The following is a 17895-nucleotide window of genomic DNA, read 5'->3' on the forward strand; positions in this document are numbered from 1 at the left end:
GCCTTCACTCCTTTATTAGATCAAGCGCCTGCTTTTTCAGACGAAATTTTTGAATCTTACCTGATGCAGTCATTGGATACTCGTCAGTGATGAAAAAATATTTAGGAATTTTGTAACGTGCCATTTGCGACTGACAATAGCTGGTGAGTGTCTCAATCGTCACCGCCCTGCCTTGCTTGAGCCGAATGAATGCGGCGGCTTCTTCTCCATACGTCTCGTCAGGTATACCAACGACCTGTGCATCAAGAATATCCGGATGAGTATAAAGAACATCCTCAATCTCTTTTGGGTAAACATTCTCCCCGCCTCTAATGATCATATCTTTCAGCCGTCCTGTGATTTTCACATAGCCGTCCTCATCCATCTCTGCTAAATCACCCGTATGAAGCCAGCCGTCCTGATCAATCACTTCATCTGTGGCTTCTTCATTTTTATAGTAGCCTTTCATCACATGATAACCTCTTGTACACAGCTCGCCTTGTTCTCCTCTTGGTACTTCCTCCGGTGTGCCTGGAACGGTGATTTTCACTTCGATGTGAGGAAGCGCCCGGCCGACCGTTTGAACTCGTCTTTCAAATGAATCATCCGTTCTTGTTTGGGTAATGACAGGAGAGCTTTCGGTCTGTCCGTAGGCAATCGTGAGCTCCTTCAATCCCATTTGTTCAATGACGGCCTTCATCACATGGGATGGGCAAAGAGATCCTGCCATAATGCCCGTTCGTAATGTGGACAGATCGTATTGGTGAAAATTCGGATGGTCGAGCTCTGCAATGAACATTGTCGGGACGCCGTGAAGGACGGTGCACTTTTCTTTTTCCACTGTTTGAAGAACTCTCTCTGGATGGAAGGATTCAATTGGAATGATCGTTCCTCCTTTTGTGAGACATGCAAGCACGCCAAGAACGGATCCAAAGCAATGAAAGAAAGGAACAGGGATACACATTCGGTCCTTTTGGGTGAGCTTCATACAATCTGCGATTTGGCTGGCATTGCAGACAATGTTTGTATGGCTGAGCATGACTCCTTTTGGATAGCCGGTTGTGCCTGAAGTATATTGCATATTAATGACATCATCAGGCGCAAGCTCATCCATTCGTTTCTCCCACTCATGATCCTCTGTTCTTTTAGCAGCTGCTTGAATACTATCCCAGCTGCGCATGCCCTTTGGCGTGTGCTCGCCAATATAGACGACACTTTTTAAATAAGGAAAAGATGAGGTTGTGATCTCACCTTGATGAGCGTTTTGAAGCTCCGGTATAAGTTCTTCAAGCATTCTGACATAGGATGTCTCTTTAAACCCGTCTACGATAAACAGCATGCTGCTATCAGAGTGCTTGAGTAAATAAGCGAGTTCTTGTGATTGAAAGTTTGTATTCACGGTGACAAGAACGGCTCCAATTGACGCGCAGGCGAATTGCAGCATGAGCCATTCAGGTACATTGGGCGCCATGATGGCGATATGTTCTCCTTTTTGAATCCCTAATGCCATAAGACCTTTCCCGGTTTCCTTGACTTCTCGATAAAACGCTTCATATGAAAAACGTAAGGAACGTTCTGGATACACAATGGCTTCATGTGCTGGATGCTGCTCCATTTTCCCTTTTAATAAGGAACCGATCGTTTGTGGATGAATCGACATCATGGCTTTCCTCCTCCATTGATGGTAAGCGTTTTCATTATCGGATTACGCTAACAGTTGTCTTGCGATGACTAGACGCTGAATTTCAGAGGTCCCTTCTCCAATTTCCATTAGCTTCGCATCTCTCACAAGTCGTTCTACACCACATTCTTTCATGTAGCCTGTTCCCCCGTGAATTTGAACAGCATCAAGACTTGCTTTTGTCGCCATTTCAGAAGCGAAAAGTTTGGCATAGGCAGCTTCTTTTGTAAACGGCTTGCCGTGATCTTTCAGCCAAGCGGCTTTCCAAACCATTTGTCTGGCGAGCTCTATTTGCATCGCCATATCTGCCAGCTTAAACTGAATCGCTTGGAAGGAAGAAAGGGTCTGCCCAAATTGCTTTCTTTCTTTTGCATGCGAGAGCGAAGCATCTAGTGCAGCTTGTGCGATACCAACTGATAATGCAGCAATTGAAATGCGTCCCCCATCTAATGTATATAAAAATTGCTTAAAGCCTTTCGCTGGGTCTCCTAAAATATTCTGGGCGGGTACACGTACACTGTCTAAAATGATTTCTGCTGTATCTGATCCGCGCACACCCATTTTGTCATATGGATTTGTAATGGACAGCCCTTTTTGCCCTTTCTCCACAATGAAGGCGGAGATGATTGGGCGGCCGTTTTCATCATAATCCGAGACAGCAGTGACGATAATGGTTCTGGCAAAATTGGCGTTTGTGATCCAGCATTTCTCCCCGCTGATGACATATTCTTGTCCGTCTTTGACCGCTTTTGTTTTTGTCCCTTTTGCATCTGACCCTGCATTTGGTTCTGTTAATCCAAAGGAACCGAGTGCTGTTCCAGATGCCAGCGGGACAAGATGATCCATCTTTTGCTCCTCTGTACCGAAATAATAAAGCGGGCTTGCGCCTAAGGAGACGGCTGCAGCATAGCTAAGACCTGTACTACCGCACTGTTTTCCGATTTCTTCTACAGCCAGTGCATACGATATCGTATCTCCTCCTGAGCCGCCGTATTTCTCTGGAAAGGGGATGCCCATAAAGCCGAGCTCCCCCATTTTTTGAAACGTTTTGGCTGGGAATACAGCCTGTTCATCAATGGTTTGAGCGAGTGGTGCAATTTCTGCTTTGGCGAAATCCTTGACCATCTGGCGGATCATTTGTTGTTCTTTCGTTAATTCAAAATCCATCTTGCTTCCCCCTTTGGCTCTTTTCTATCATATTTATTAATCAAGCAGCTGCTTCATGCCAAGCTTGTTTGAATTCAGAAAATTAAAACAAGAATAATAGAAAAAAGCATGAATGAAGAAAAATCCTCATTCATGCTTTTTTGTTATTTCACTATTTTTGTAGAAGGCTTGCTTTCGTGATGAAGACGATTAAGAGCCGTAATCTTGTAAGTATCCATTTTCTTTTGATTGAATGGGAGGTCTTTAATCGTTGTTATGGTTCCTTTTTCTTTTCTAACCGTTTGCAGCAATTCATATGTTCCTTTATTTGTTAATCGATAGACTGCATAATAGGATACGGTAGAATGCGGATCATTTTTGATTTGTAAAGCCGCACCATCCGCTGTCTTTTTCACAGATTGAATGATTGGTTTTTTAGGTGCTTTCTGATGAAGCCAAGGCATTTCTGGAATGAGAGCTGGTTTGCGGTATGACTCTTCTATCAATCGATCCTTTACATTCAAAGGGTTGCGATTGATATCCTTCAGGCTGAAATGCATGCTTCCCTGCACGAGCTGTGACTGCCTGTTCAGCTCAATCTGCCTAAAATATTCTTCCGGGTCAGACCAAGCAGGATCACTGTTTTGATTAATTTTATATGCCGCCTGACCGATGTACAGGTGAACCGGCTCCCCTTTCACCTCATTTGACCACCATTTCGTCAGCACGTCATAAGCGGCAGCTTGAAAGCCGATGCTCCAGTAAATTTGCGGAGTGACATAATCAATATCGTGCTGCTGAATCCACTCTCTTGTATCAGCATACAAATCATCGTAGTTGGTCATACCTGCTGTTGTGTTTGAACCAGTCGGGTCATCTTTTATGTTGCGCCATACACCGAATGGACTAATACCAAATTTTACATAAGGTTTTTCTTTCTTAATGGTGTCATTGATTTGCTTCACGAGCTGGTTCACATTATCTCTTCGCCAATCTTCTATATGTGTAAATGCTTTTTTTCCATATGTTTCATACGTTTCTTGATCTGGAAACGGGACACCAGCTATTTTATTAGGGTAAAAATAATCATCCATATGCACCGCATCAATATCGTAGTTTTTCACAACTTCTTCTATGCCGCCTACAATGAAGTCCTGAGCCTCAGGAATGCCTGGGTTGTAATAAAGCTGATTACCATATGCAATCGTCCAATCAGGATGCTCTCTTGCAGGGTGATCGGCTGACAAACGGCTGAGATCAGTATGATTCATTGTGATTCGATAAGGGTTAAACCAAGCGTGAAATTCAAGGCCGCGTTTATGAGCTTCTTTGATCATAAACTCAAGCGGATCATACCCAGGATCTTTCCCTTGTGTTCCAGTCAAATATTCTGACCACGGCCCGTATGCTGAAGGGTAAAAGGCATCTGCTGTTGGTTTAATTTGCATAATGACGGCATTCATATTCATCGCTTTGATCTCATCTAACAAACGAATAAACTCTTGTTTCTGCTCTGCTACGGGCAGCCCCTTCTTTGAGGGCCAATCTAAGTTATAAACCGATGCAATCCATACCGCGCGCATCTCTCTTGTGCTCTCAAGCTTTCCTTTTGGCACTGGGCGAGCAGCTAGACTGCTAGAAGGAATCAATAAAAATACAAACATCAACATCAGTGTTAAAACTGTCATACTGATCTTTTTCAGCATGTTTTGCATCACCTCACCTTAAGTTTATTCCGCTTTTTGTGATGGAATGCCAGCAGATGGTGTAAGCAGAATGTTTTTCATTTCATTGAGCTGAGCTTCAGGGACTTTGCAGGCTTCAATTAAATACTGCTCTGCACTCCCGTATGTCTCCAGCATTTCGTGCAGCACATCTTCAAGATAATCTTGCTGCACACCGACAAGCGGCTGAATTTGTTCTTTTGACACCCGGTATAAACTCATCAATCGGACAAATCGTTCCTGCCTTCTGACGAGCATTTGCACGCCTTCATTGGAACGCATATATTCACTTAAAACGACAGCCAGCGGTACACCTGCTGTTAACTGAATCAGGGCAGATAAAAAACCTGTACGGTCCTTGCCACTCGTGCAGTGAAGCATCAGCGGGTAATGGCTTTGATCTGAAAGCAGTGTGAACAGCTGCCGAATCTCTTCTTTACGCTCTGTCAGCATGCTTTGATATAACTCTTTCATGATCGGTGTAAATGAGAGAGACTTCCCTTCTGTTACCAGCATACGAAACATGGTCCATTTACTCGGCATCTTACTGTCAGGCTGCATCGGAATATGAACGATTTTGTCGTGTTCCTTGATCTTTGCTGGATGTGATTTACGTTCTGAGGCTGTACGGAGGTCGCAAACGGTTTGAATCCCAAGTGCTGAGAATATCTCGATGTCTTGTTTCGTCAAACGGGATAAGTCTGCGGATCGATAAATCATTCCCTTTTTGATCACCATCCCATCTGTTGTTTGAAGTCCCCCTACTTCTCTAAAATTCGCAAGCTTTGAAAATGGGTTGTTTGATTGATTCATAGAAGTGAAAGTTCCTTTCTGGTTTCTTTCTTTTTTCTATCATACGCTTTTATATCAAAGGAGAAAAGAGAATCAATTGGCCTAATCCCAGTAAGAGAATTTATTGGTATAATGGAAAAAGGACATTCGGATTGATTGGAGATATGAAGTATGATAAAAACAAAACGGATTCAGCAACTCAAAGAGTATGTGTTTGACCGGGAATCTGCCTCACTTGATGAGCTTGTGGCGCATTTTGGTGTCTCAAAAAACACGATACGCCGAGATGTACAGGCATTGGTCGAGTCTGGCGTGCTCAAAAAAGTGTATGGCGGAGTGGCTGTGAACCATTCAACGTTAGTGGTGTATCAGGAGCGAAAGACCCGTCAGCTCAGTAAAAAGCAATTGATCGGTCAGACGGCTGCCGCTTTTGTGGAAAACGGGGATATGATTTTTATTGATTCTGGTACGACAACGCTTGAGATGCTCCCCTATTTGACTGAGAAACAGGTGACCATTGTGACCAATAATGTGGATTTCATTACACAGGCGATGCCTTATGAAAATCTCACCATCTTTTCCACTGGCGGGATGCTTGAAAGAAAAACGAATTCTTTCGTTGGCTATCAAAGTGTTGAGCGCTTAAAAGCTTACAATGTCAATAAAGCCTTTATCGCATCAACTGGTTTATCCATTGATCACGGCGTCACGAATTCGTCTCCGCTTGAAACCGATATTAAAAAGACGCTTGTTCAAAAAAGTGCCAAAACCTTTTTATTAGTGGATGATAGCAAATTCGATCATTACGCCTTGACAACGTTTTGTGATTTGCACGAAATTGATATCGTCGTGACCAATCAGGAGCCAAATGAAGATTATCTTCAATATGGAAAAGAGCATGATGTACGGTTTGTCACACCTTCATCGAATGAATAAATGGACAAAAAAACGGCTCAGGAATTTGAGCCGTTTTTTGATTCATTGATTTCAAGCTGCATGATCATACGGAATAAAAATCGATACACGGCCGAGATGACGTCAATGAAAGCCGTATCTTCGTGGATATCCTCAAGCTCAAGAAGCTGCAAATTCACATCAAATAAGCCATCTTGTCCATTAAATTGAAGCTGAGCACCATTTAATGGCGATAGCATGTCCTTTAGAATATTCGTGTCTTTTTTAGGACGTTTTAAACCGAATAGGACGGTATACGTTTGAAACACTTCATCCCATTCAATGGCCAAGCCATCCACTTTCACGACATCAAACCACTTGGATTCGATATAAATGAATTCTTTTTGATGTTTTTTCACATATGTAAGCGGTGTGTTTAGAAATGAGGCGTTTTCTGTTTGAATCATGTTCTCTGATTCCTTGTCTACACGCTCTATATATACATCGCCAAAACGGGCTTCTTCTTTTATTCTCGCCCCTTCTAATGTCCAATTGCGGCGCGCCGCTTCATCATATTCAAAGTCGGTCAGCGCCTGTCCTTCTTTTAGTAAGTCTTGTAAGCGATTTTGCAGTGACATGGCTATGTCTCCTTTCTTCTCCTTCATGTGTGTTTATTATTTTAGCATAACTCATGAAAAGAAAGATATGTCCCAGCATATGATGGTATGATAGTGTCAAAAGAAACATCTCGGAGGGGTACGTTTTGCTCACAATGACACTGGCAGAAAAAATCGTAGATGAGGTTAAAAAGGTGCTGACTGAGGAAATCATCATCGCACAAACAAACGGCACCATCATTGCAGCAACAGATCCAGCGCGCGTTGGACAATTTCATGAAGGAGCGTATCTGACATCTTTTGAAGGACAGAAACGAATTCTCACAAAGGATGACCAGCAGCACATGAAAGGCGTCAAAGCTGGCATCAATCTGCCTATTTATTTTAAGCAAGAGGTCATCGGGGTCATTGGAATGACAGGAGATCCTGTACATGTGTCTCCTTTTGGCGAAATATTAAGAAAAATGACCGAGCTGCTTATTCATGAACATGAATTTTTTCAAGAAACTGAAACGGATGAACGTCAGCTCGAAGCGTTTGTATTCGACTGGCTTCATCTGCCAGAGACAGCGATTGATCTCACTGAAAAAGCGTCGCGGCTTCAGCTTGATATCAATAAGGAGCGCGCAGTTGTCCTGATCGATTGTCAGGATGAATCGTTTATGAAGCAGAATCAATACAAAGAATTGAAGGAAACGCTGCATCTCACTAGTCAGGAGATCATCGTCCGCTGGGGGCATGCCCGTTTTTTGCTCATGCTGCAGACAACAGCAGATGATCGTAAAGCCTTGCAGCAGCGCCTGTTTCACATCCATGCCTCCCTTACGGCGCGGGGCACACAGGGGGTTTTGATTGGAGCAGGAAAACCAGCAGCTGCTCATTTGATGAAGCAATCCTTTCAACAAGCCTTTCGAGCATTAAAAATGGCACATGCTGATACACCGATTGTATTTGATGAAGATTTAACGCTTGAACTTTTTATGGAGGAAGTGAGTCAGGAAACAAAAGAAGTGTTTCTTGATCGAACAATCGCCCCTCTTCTCCCCTATCCTGAATTAGTGAAAACATTGCGGGTGCTTATGACATCAGATTGCTCATTGAAATATACAGCAGAAGCGATGCATGTCCATATCAATACACTGCATTACAGGCTAAAACGCATCCAAGATTTAACGACACTTGATCCAAAGCGTATGCAAGATGCAATGCTCTTTTATTTAGCTTTCATGTTATTAGATCATGATCCAAAAAAACGAAGCGAACAGCCCGATATTTTGTAGAATCGTCCATAGGCATGAGGCGATTCTTTTTTTATACTGAAAGAAACGATACGTCTCATCAATAGGAGTTGAATGCGTATGTTACATTCTGAATTTTTAAATCAATTAAAAAAGATTGTCGGTGCGTCTTACATGCAGGACAGTAAAGCCGATCGGCTTGCCTACTCTTATGATGCAACACCAAATTTTCAGCATATGCCAGATGTCATCGTAAGCCCGCATACGGCTGAGGAAATCCAGCAAATTGTCCGGCTCTGTGCCTCATATAACATACCGATCGTGCCAAGAGGATCAGGAACGAACCTTTGTGCAGGCACATGTCCCACTCAAGGCGGACTTGTGATGCTGTTTACAAGAATGAACCAATTAATAGAAATAGATGAAGAAAACCTGACAGCAACGGTGCAGCCTGGTTTGATCACACAGGAACTTATTCGCCAAGTAGAGGCGAAAGGCCTCTTCTATCCACCTGATCCAAGCTCTATGAAAATCTCTACATTAGGCGGAAATATTAATGAAAATTCAGGTGGTCTCCGGGGATTAAAGTATGGAGTGACGAGAGATTATGTACTTGGACTTGAAGTCGTTCTGCCAAACGGTGACATCATCAAAACAGGCGGCAAGCTTGCAAAGGACGTGGCCGGGTATGATATGACCCGTTTGTTCGTAGGTTCAGAAGGAACGCTCGGGATTGTCACTGAAGCCACGCTGAAGCTTTTGCCGCTTCCAGAAACAAAACAAACGATGCTTTGCTTATATGAAAGTTTAGAGGAAGCCGCCGCTTCAGTGTCTGCGATTATTGCAGAGCGTATCATCCCCGCCACATTAGAATTTATGGATCAGCCGACTTTGGAAGTCGTTGAAGACTTTGCAAAAATCGGTTTGCCGACTGACGTTCAAGCGGTGCTGTTAATCGAACAAGACGGCCATCCTGAGGCGGTTGCCCGTGATATGCAGCGCATCGCAAAAGTGTGCCAGCAGCATGGTGCAAAAGAAGTGAATATCGCACATTCTGAAGAAGAGGCCAATGCCCTTTTAACAGCGAGACGATCTGCTTTATCAGCTCTCGCCCGCTTAAGCCCGACGACCATTTTAGAAGATGCCACAGTTCCCCGGTCTGAAATTGCCAGCATGGTGCGGGCGATCGAAGACATTGCGAGAGAGTACGATGTGAAAATCTGTACATTTGGTCATGCAGGTGATGGCAATTTGCATCCTACTTGTGCAGCAGATGCAAGAAATGAAGAAGAAATGAAACGGGTGGAAGAAGCCTTTCAGGCCATTTTTGAAAAAGCAGTCTCACTTGGCGGCACCATTACGGGTGAACATGGCGTGGGTCTTATGAAAGCCCCTTACTTAGAACTAAAGGTTAAAAAAGAAGGCATTGCGGCAATGAAAGCGATCAAACAAGCGCTTGACCCGGAAAATATCATGAACCCTGATAAAGTGTTTGGAAAAGCCGCAAGAAAGCGGGTGGTGGTCTCATGAGTTCTAAACAAACAGAGATTCAGCAAGCATTTCAGCAGCAAATGGACGAAAAAGAGCTGCTCAATTGCATGCGCTGCGGCTTCTGCCTTCCTTCCTGCCCGACTTATATTGAATCTGGTCAGCAAGAAACACACTCTCCCCGCGGCCGAATTGCTTTAATGAAGGCGGTGAGAGACGGCGTCATTGAGCCAGATGAAGATGTCGAGCATTCGCTGAATCTTTGTCTTGGCTGCCGTGCATGTGAACCGGTCTGCCCTTCCGGCGTTAAATATGGACAGTTACTTGAAGATGCAAGAGACATCATTCAGCAGCACAAAAAACAATCCATTCCTGTCAAACTTGTAAGACGTGTAGTGTTTAAAGGTCTCTTTCCTTCACAAAGCCGAATGAGGCAAGCAGCAGGACTTCTTCGATTTTATCAAACATCTGGTCTGCAAACGGCTGCCCGCAAAACTGGCATGCTGAAGGTGCTTCCACCGCACTTACGCCTGATGGAACAGGCGCTTCCAAAGGTGCCGCGTCAACAGAAAAGCCGTTTGACGGAATACAAAGCCGCCGGCCCAGCGAGAAAACGGGTCGCCTTTTTTACTGGCTGTTTAATGGACACCGTTTTTTCCAGCACAAACGAAGCGACCAGCCAGCTTTTGCAGCTGGCAGGCTGTGACGTCATCGTCCCTCCTATTCAGACTTGCTGCGGAGCGCTCCATGGCCATAGCGGTGAAAAAGAACAAGCGAAACAGTTAGCAAAGCGGAATATTGAAGCTTTTGAAGAGATAGATGCGGATGCCATTGTCATGAATGCGGGCGGTTGTGGCGCTTTTTTAAGTGATTACGATCATTTGCTTTGCGATGATCCGGATTTTCAAAAGCGAAGTGAAGCCTTCTCAAAGAAAATCACGGATATATCAGACATTTTAGTGGAGCTGGAATTTCACCGCCGCATGCCGCTTACTTTGCCACAGCAAGTCATCACCTACCAAGATTCCTGTCATTTGCGGAACGGAATGGGTGTACAGCATGCGCCAAGGGTGCTGATGAAGGCCATTCAGGGTGTATCATTTAAAGAAATGAAGGATGCGGGCCGGTGCTGTGGCTCAGCTGGTATTTACAACATTTTGCAGCCAAAGATGTCGATGCAAATTTTAGATCATAAAATGACAGAAGCCAGCCAAACAAAGGCGGCTGCCATCGTTACATCTAATCCAGGCTGTCAGCTGCAAATGGCAGCAGGCATCAAACGCTCAGGGCAATCGCCGAGCATGCGCGCGGTTCATTTAGCTGATTTATTATTAGAAGCCGTTCTATATGAAAAAAAAGCGTCCAGCCCATCAAGCTGAACGCTTTTTTCATGCATATCTTTAGACAATTGGTTAGATAATAGAGGCAAATCGCCGAAGGAGCTGGTTCAAATGCTGAAGAAAAACAAACAACAAAAGGACCCGAATTCAGTATTTGAAGCATTGTCACGTTCTGCTGATTTTACAAATGAGCTGTCTCGAAATGGAGATTTTCTGTATAGGATTTCCTTTTTTCGTTCATTGATTAATGGACATCTTCTACATGAACAAATTCTCCCCTCCCTCAAACAAATGCATCTGACACCCACTCTTGAAGAGTTGAAAGAACGAATTCCCATTGAGCAGGCTGTCATCACGAGCGATCTTCAAAAAGTGGAAGAAGCCCTTCACCGGGGCAACATTGCCATTAGACTTGAGACAGACTGGGGCAAAACGCTTCTTTTGCCGATTGAAGAAAAGAAAGGCAGACAAGTAGGTCCGCCTGAGATTGAATTTGGGATTATTAGTGCACAGGAAGCATTTGTAGAGTCTTTAGATACCAATTTAAATTTAGTCAGGCGGCGGCTGCCAACGCCTAACCTGAAAGTTGAGGAAAAGACGGTTGGTACGCTGTCTCAAACAAAAGTAGCCGTGTTATATATTGAAGAAATCGCCAACCCGGAAAACATCGAAACGGTTCTTCAGCGAATTGAGGACGTTAATTATGATCAGATTTTAGATGCGAATTACCTTGCTCAAATGCTTTATGATGTGTCCAATACGATCTTTCCGTTGTTTTTGAATACAGAAAGACCCGACCGCGTGTCTTCAGGTTTATCAGAAGGGAAAATTGCCATATTAGTGGATGGTTCGCCTCATGTCTTGCTTGCCCCGACTATTTTACTTGAGTATTTTTCCACTATGGAAGACTATAATATGTCATGGATTGCGGCTTCTTGCTTTAGGCTGTTGCGCTTATTTGCTGTGATATTTTCTATTTTTGCGACACCTTTATATGTAGCCGTTTTAACCTTTCATTATGAGCTGATCCCAAAGGATTTATTAGAAACCATTGTGTCCTCGCGCTATCTTGTGCCATTTCCTCCGATCATTGAGGCACTATTTTTAGAGATTTCGATTGAATTACTAAGAGAGGCTGGATCCAGGCTTCCGACAAAGGTAGGACAAACACTCGGGATTGTTGGCGGGATCGTCATTGGACAGGCGGCAGTGGCAGCGGGCTTAACAAGTAATATCCTGCTGATCATTGTGGCATTGTCTGCTCTAGCTTCCTTTGTCACCCCGATCTATAAAATGGGAAATGCCATCCGGCTTTTGAGGTTCCCTTTTCTATTTGCAGCACAGGTTTGGGGAGCCTTAGGAATTTCACTGATGGGCGCTTTTCTGATCACCCATTTAATGAAATTAACCTCTATTGGGCAGCCATACCTTGAACCCATTTATCCACCTCGTCTAGCTGATTTAAAGAGCAGTTTGATTCGCCCTCAGCTTCGCTTTTTGAATAAAAGGCCGGATAATTTACGCGGACAAAATAGAACCATTCACCAGCCAAAGCCTAAGCAAGGCCGGAAGGGGAAAAATGATTTTTATGAATAAGGAAGTGAAGGCATGAGCTCTTCTTCTGTCAAAGAGAAATTTCAAGTATCCCCTTTTTTTGTGTTTTTTCTCATTAATGCCAATCAAGTAGGTGTCGGCATTTTAAACTTTCAAACGAACCTTGTCCGTTCCATGAATAATGACGGATGGATCGCCATTCTAATTTCTGGCATCAGTGTCAATGTGATGATCTTTCTGATTTACTTGATGTTTAAAAAGGCTCCTTCGGATGAATTTGTTCATATTACAAAATTCGTATTTGGTAAATGGATTGGGCAATTATTCAATATTCTCTACATCTTATACTTTTCATGTTTGTCGCTTACTGTCCTCGTCCATTATATGGATGTAATCCATGTGTGGCTGTTTAAAGAAATTCCGGGTTTTTTGTTTGCTGCTGTACTGCTTGTGCTAGTGTATTACATTCATACCGGCGGCTTTAGAACCATTGCAGGATGGGCGTTTTTTAGCATTATACTCACATATTGGATGACGTTTATTTGCTTTTACGTCATGAAATATAGTCACATTCGCTTTATGTTTCCAATGTTTGATCATACATTCTCGCAGCTGGTAATGGGTCTCAAAGATGCCTCCTTACCCATGTTTGGTTTTGGAACGCTGCTTGTCTATTATCCCTTTATTAAAAAAGCACAAACGTCACAAAAATTTGCCCACATGGGAGCATTATTCACGACATGCTTAAATTTACTTGTCTTTCTCGTATCCATTGCGTATTATTCGAGTGCTCAGCTTAAATTAACAAAATGGCCAACATTGACGTTAACAAGCATTGTGAAACTTCCCTTCATTCAGCGCTTTGAATTTATTGAAGTGTCTCTTTGGCTGCTTCTTATTATTCCAAATATCGCGATTCCATTATGGGCTGCGAGCCGAATGGCGAAACAAGTATTTCATACAAGCCAGCGCGTCAATTTAATCAGTCTCAGCATTCTCATTCTGATCATGTTTTCGTTTTTTGCCGGTGCAACTTCTTTTGAAACCTTTAATCAATGGGTGGAATATAGCGGATTCATTCTGATCTATGGATTGATTGTCTGTATGGTCATTGGACTGATGCTGAAAAAAAGGTGGGTGAAAAAACGAACATGAAACAGTATGTACTCATAGGTCTTATGTTGTTTAGTCTTTTGTTAACTAGCTGTGCACAGCCCCGGCTATTAGATGAATTAAATATCTCTCAGGCGGCAGGATTTGATTTAATGGAAGATGGCGAAATGAAGGGCTTTTTTGTCTTTCCCGTCTTTAAAAGTGAAGAGCAAGGCAGCTATCAAATATTAAGTGCAAAGTCAAACACGATTAGTAATATCCAATTTCTCGTGTCAGAAAAATCGCCTTTTCCGGTGGTTATGGGCCAGGTGCTCGTTATTTTAGTCAGTGAAAAGTTAGCAAAAGAAGTCGGCATGATCGATTTAATGAATTACATTTATCGTGATCCTATTATTGGTTCACGCCAAGTGTTTGCGATTGTTGGCGGAGAAGTCGAAGAATTATTATACACAAAAATGAATCAAACGAACTTAAATATAGGTGTATATCTCTCTGATTTGTTAACGCAAAATATGCGAAATGGCAATGAGCCAGTCACAAATCAGCATATTTTTATGAATCAGATGATGGCAAAAGGGGTCGATGCTTATCTTCCTTACATTGAAAGAACAAGCAATGCCATCAAGGTCTCAGGCGTTGCTCTATTTGATCAAGAAAAAATGGTGGGTCATATTCCAGGAGAAGACACGTTCACATTTAAAGCGATGATTGAAAATCATAAAAATGGCATCTATGAGTTTCAATTGCATGATCGAGCGAAGACTCATGTTGTCATTGAAAATATCAAATCTCATGTGTCTTACCAGATCAAACCGACGAAAAACCTAACAAAGAAGCCTCATATCACGATTGATATCAAACTAAAAGGCGAATTAAAAGAATTCATGAAGTCCAAAAAAATCGATAAACCGAATATATTGGACCAAGTCGAAAAAGAAGTTGAAAAACGTATCACTCAGCAAGGAGAAGATCTTGTACAGTCCTTTAAAAAGCAAAACATAGACCCGATTGGACTGGGCCTTAGATATAGATCAAAAGACAAGGCAATGACACCAGAAAAATGGCAAGACATTTATCCTGATGCGGATGTAAAAGTGAAATGCCGCATGAAAATTGTTCAAACGGGAGTCAGCCAATAAAAAGGCTTATTCAAATATGTCTTGTTTGTTCTCCAAGATATCGGACACTTTCATTTTCACTCGTGGAACCTGATCTTTTTAATTAACATCATGTAAAATCTTCTCTACTTCATTTTTATCAGTTTTAAGGATTTTAGGTGAAAATTGTTCCACTAGGGCCGGTCTATTTCCTGCACAGTTTGCCATTGTATCTAGTGCAATTAAGCTGAAAGGCCTTCCTTTGTTTAGCCAAGATTTCATTCTTTCCCAGGTTGGACAGCTGACGGCTGCCAGCCTTCCCCACTGATCGTGAAAATGGGTGCAATTTGACTCCATCCAATCCAATATTTTGTGAGAACGGAAACGGTGCAGGCAAATAAAAGCCTCTAACGGCAATTCTTTTTCACTGATCGATTTCATTTTTTTCAATATATGGTGTAATCCCTCATCTTCTGGCAAACAGCTGGCTGCTGCCCACGAAAGCGGATAAAGGAATTCTTCGTCCGCCTGATCCAAAAGTTCCCTTACCCATTCAGCGGCAACTGTACCTAGAACATCAGCTGCGATTTCTAACATTCGTGATTTCACTTCGGCATGCTCCGTTTCATAAAACCTACTATGAACAGAATCCAAGATTTTTTGCCGGTCGTGCTGTTTCAGCGCATCGATGACATCATCCTCAAGAAACCATCTAGTAATTGAAAAGTCTATTAAAGACGCCAAATCATGCCTAACGACGTGTAATGTTGTTGCTTTCTCACTTTTGGTGACGATGACGTCCTTCTCTGATTGGAAAGCCTGTCCGTCCTCTCCATAAAAATAATCGTGCAGTAAAAATTGGTTAGGAGAATGGAGAACGGCTAAGTGATAAGGCTGTTTCGGTTCATCAGACGCTTCTACAACATTCATTTCGTTTTTTTGACAGGCTTCACATAAAGTAGTTGTCCCCACCATTTTCACTTTTACTGCTAATGATTGTCATTCGAGAAAGAGCGGGAACCATTTGAGCATAAGTTAATATAAAGATTATTCTTTCTACATTGATCCATGTTGAATCAATTGAAAAAATGACAATATTCTAATCTTCATCCTTTACATCAGGGTCTTCCGGAATCGGTTCATTTAAGATCTCTTGGACGAGCTCTTTATATTGTTCGAGCTGCTTTAAATGCGTTTGAAACTGCCCTTGATAAATAAGATAAGATTCCCCGTCAAATACGTAACGGATCTTTTTTTGCTGGATTAATTTTTTAATATACGCTTCTGATACTTCCAAGTATTCAGCTGTTTCTGCAATTGTTAAATACATGTTTGTGCACCACCCGTTCGTTTCATCTAGCAAATTATATCATGTTCTGCTGAAAAAACGGATGCAGCCTATTCTTTTATGGTGACTATTTTTCACATAGCAAGTAGATCGTCTAAATGCCGGCAAATATGGTATGATAAAAATCTGCTAGACGAGAGCTTTTTAACATAGACTTGATGAAAAAGGCAGGTTCAGTGGTGTCTGTATGAGCCGCAAGCCATCCTGGCATATATAGAAAGCATACTCATGAGAAAAGCAAAACAAGCATAGGCTCTTATAAGGATGCTTGAAGAAAAATCGTATTTAAAGGCAGAGTGAAATGAATGGGAACCTTTTTTAATGAAATTTTAACCTGGCTGACAAGCCTTGGTTATGTAGGTGTAGCACTAGGGCTGATGATTGAAATCATTCCGAGTGAAATTGTACTTGCCTATGGCGGATATATGGTGTCAACAGGCACAATTGGTTTTGTAGGAGCTGTGATTGCCGGCGTCATCGGTGGTACGCTCGCCCAGTGTTTTATTTACTGGATCGGTCTGTACGGCGGAAGACCTTTTTTAACAAAGTATGGAAAGTATTTGTTCATCCATGAACATCATATCGCGACTGCAGAGCGCTGGTTTGACCGGTATGGAACCGGTGTAGTTTTTACCGCCCGCTTTATCCCTGTTGTCCGTCATGCCATCTCGATTCCAGCGGGTATTGCCAAGATGCCTTTTTTGAAATTCGTTTTCTTGACAGGATTAGCTGCCATCCCTTGGTCTATCTTATTTATCTATCTTGGCATGCAGCTTGGGACAAAATGGGATCATATTCAAAGTGTTGCTCATGCTTATACAACCCCTATTATGGTCATTGCCATTGTCCTGATTGTTCTCTACTTTGTACTCAAAAAAATTCGGACGAATCGAAAACGGACAATCTAACCAAAACGCCTTTCACTGATCTGGTGAAAGGCGTTTTTTTATGAGTGTGCTGATTGTTTTTCCATATATCGGGATAGCTCTATTATCATTGCACCCATTCTCTCAAGTGACGGGGCAAGAATTCGGTCTATTCCCTCTTCTTTTAAAGCTTCAGCAGTGACTTTCCCGACTGCTACTGCAAGCACGTGCTGCTCGAATAATGCTTGCAATTCTTCTTTTCTTCCCCATTCTGCAGCTAGTTTGAAAAAGGCGTGAACTTGGACAGCGGTTGTAAAACAAACGGCATGTACTTGTCCATCTTTCATTTCTTTCAGCAGCGTTTCAGCTGCCTCTGGTTCAGGAGGTGTGTGCTGATATGGTAAAAGCGGCAAAACATCTGCCCCTTTTTCATGTAAAAACTGAATGAGAGCTGGTGCATTTTCACCATGAAGCTGCACCATCACACGTTTGCCTTGAAATTCCTTGTCTTCAAGCTTTGAAATCAAGTCACGAACTGTACCGTCTTCATCAGAGAGCTCAGGCTGAATTCCGCGTTTTTTCAAAGCAGCAAAGGTTTTGTACCCTCTTGAAGCAATATGGGCATTTGATAGAATGTTCATAAATTCTTTACCAAGCTGCAGCTCTTCTGCACTCTCAATCAATGTATCTGTACCGATGCCTGTTGTCAAGATCACCCAGTCGGCCCCTTGTTTCACAAAGGTTTCTATGCCTGGCTTTAATTCCTCTTTGGCTAAAAATACGGTTCCTTGAAGAGAGCGAATAACGGCTTGTCCCCCTTGCTTTTCGACAAGTGTACGCATTTCTTCTGTTTTTCTCGTTCCACAAATGGCAATCGTTTTTCCAGATAAGCCCTTCCTCATTTTATCCCTCTTTTTCTATCACATTTGATATGTATTAAATATAGATTTATTTGGAAGACGATGCAAGTGTCTACTAAAAAAGAGCTTGACGTTTCTATCGAATTCGAGTATCTTTT

General features: G+C 42.5%; 16 protein-coding genes. 8 read left to right on the forward strand and 8 right to left on the reverse strand.

Annotated features, from left to right (window positions below):
* Window positions 1–4 precede the first annotated feature (4 nt).
* The 4 genes from NSQ25_RS09270 to NSQ25_RS09285 form a co-directional block, all read right to left on the reverse strand.
* Window positions 5–1642: an AMP-binding protein gene (locus NSQ25_RS09270; RefSeq protein WP_326136315.1), complete on the reverse strand. Its 1638-nt coding sequence runs from the start codon at window positions 1640–1642 to the stop codon at window positions 5–7.
* A 42-nt stretch (window positions 1643–1684) separates the two neighbouring features.
* Entirely contained in the window at window positions 1685–2827 is a 1143-nt protein-coding gene (locus NSQ25_RS09275) for an acyl-CoA dehydrogenase family protein (RefSeq protein ID WP_326136314.1), read from the reverse strand.
* A gap of 143 nt (window positions 2828–2970) precedes the next feature.
* Window positions 2971–4512: a family 10 glycosylhydrolase gene (locus tag NSQ25_RS09280; protein ID WP_326136312.1), complete on the reverse strand. Its 1542-nt coding sequence runs from the start codon at window positions 4510–4512 to the stop codon at window positions 2971–2973.
* 24 nt (window positions 4513–4536) lie between these two features.
* Window positions 4537–5343, reverse strand: coding sequence for a tyrosine-protein phosphatase (locus tag NSQ25_RS09285; protein WP_034284033.1), 807 nt, complete (start codon window positions 5341–5343; stop codon window positions 4537–4539).
* Window positions 5344–5493: 150 nt separating this feature from the next.
* Between NSQ25_RS09285 and NSQ25_RS09290 the strand changes: the two genes are divergently transcribed.
* Window positions 5494–6258: a DeoR/GlpR family DNA-binding transcription regulator gene (locus tag NSQ25_RS09290; protein ID WP_046311360.1), complete on the forward strand. Its 765-nt coding sequence runs from the start codon at window positions 5494–5496 to the stop codon at window positions 6256–6258.
* Window positions 6259–6275: 17 nt separating this feature from the next.
* On the opposite strand, the gene NSQ25_RS09295 is transcribed toward NSQ25_RS09290, so the two are convergent.
* On the reverse strand, window positions 6276–6854 hold the full coding sequence (locus NSQ25_RS09295) for a hypothetical protein (RefSeq protein ID WP_034284037.1): 579 nt from the start codon (window positions 6852–6854) through the stop codon (window positions 6276–6278).
* A gap of 125 nt (window positions 6855–6979) precedes the next feature.
* On the opposite strand from NSQ25_RS09295, the gene NSQ25_RS09300 reads away from it, so the two are divergent.
* The 6 genes from NSQ25_RS09300 (at window position 6980) to NSQ25_RS09325 (ending at window position 14705) form a co-directional block, all read left to right on the forward strand.
* Entirely contained in the window at window positions 6980–8113 is a 1134-nt protein-coding gene (locus NSQ25_RS09300; RefSeq protein ID WP_065214454.1) for a sugar diacid recognition domain-containing protein, read from the forward strand.
* Window positions 8114–8191: 78 nt separating this feature from the next.
* Window positions 8192–9601 (forward strand): glycolate oxidase subunit GlcD, encoded by a 1410-nt coding sequence (gene glcD, locus NSQ25_RS09305; RefSeq protein WP_070325916.1) that lies wholly within the window; start codon window positions 8192–8194, stop codon window positions 9599–9601.
* Window positions 9598–10938, forward strand: a complete 1341-nt coding sequence (locus tag NSQ25_RS09310) for a (Fe-S)-binding protein (protein ID WP_326136310.1) — start codon at window positions 9598–9600, stop codon at window positions 10936–10938. The genes glcD and NSQ25_RS09310 overlap by 4 nt, the downstream gene beginning before the upstream one ends.
* Window positions 10939–11010: 72 nt before the next feature.
* The gene (locus NSQ25_RS09315; RefSeq protein ID WP_326136309.1) at window positions 11011–12495 is read left to right on the forward strand and encodes a spore germination protein; all 1485 of its coding nucleotides are present in this window, start codon (window positions 11011–11013) and stop codon (window positions 12493–12495) included.
* 12 nt (window positions 12496–12507) lie between these two features.
* A complete protein-coding gene (locus NSQ25_RS09320) occupies window positions 12508–13608 on the forward strand; it encodes a GerAB/ArcD/ProY family transporter (protein ID WP_326136308.1) in 1101 nt (366 codons plus the stop codon).
* On the forward strand, window positions 13605–14705 hold the full coding sequence (locus NSQ25_RS09325; RefSeq protein ID WP_326136307.1) for a Ger(x)C family spore germination protein: 1101 nt from the start codon (window positions 13605–13607) through the stop codon (window positions 14703–14705). The genes NSQ25_RS09320 and NSQ25_RS09325 overlap by 4 nt, the downstream gene beginning before the upstream one ends.
* A 78-nt stretch (window positions 14706–14783) precedes the next feature.
* Here the strand turns inward: NSQ25_RS09325 and NSQ25_RS09330 are convergent, their stop codons facing one another.
* Both NSQ25_RS09330 and NSQ25_RS09335 read right to left on the reverse strand, forming a co-directional pair.
* Window positions 14784–15638, reverse strand: a complete 855-nt coding sequence (locus NSQ25_RS09330) for a hypothetical protein (RefSeq protein WP_326136305.1) — start codon at window positions 15636–15638, stop codon at window positions 14784–14786.
* Between the two features lie 124 nt (window positions 15639–15762).
* Complete coding sequence (locus NSQ25_RS09335) at window positions 15763–15993, reverse strand: excisionase family DNA-binding protein (RefSeq protein WP_034284049.1); 231 nt, start codon at window positions 15991–15993, stop codon at window positions 15763–15765.
* A gap of 323 nt (window positions 15994–16316) precedes the next feature.
* Between NSQ25_RS09335 and NSQ25_RS09340 the strand changes: the two genes are divergently transcribed.
* On the forward strand, window positions 16317–16919 hold the full coding sequence (locus NSQ25_RS09340; protein ID WP_034284052.1) for a DedA family protein: 603 nt from the start codon (window positions 16317–16319) through the stop codon (window positions 16917–16919).
* Between the two features lie 38 nt (window positions 16920–16957).
* Here NSQ25_RS09340 and NSQ25_RS09345 read toward each other — a convergent pair whose 3' ends face one another.
* Entirely contained in the window at window positions 16958–17779 is an 822-nt protein-coding gene (locus NSQ25_RS09345; RefSeq protein WP_046311372.1) for a uroporphyrinogen-III synthase, read from the reverse strand.
* Window positions 17780–17895 lie beyond the last annotated feature (116 nt).

This window comes from Bacillus sp. FSL R5-0512, from assembly GCF_038593295.1.
In the GTDB taxonomy this organism is placed as follows: Bacteria; Bacillota; Bacilli; order Bacillales; family Bacillaceae; genus Bacillus; species Bacillus safensis.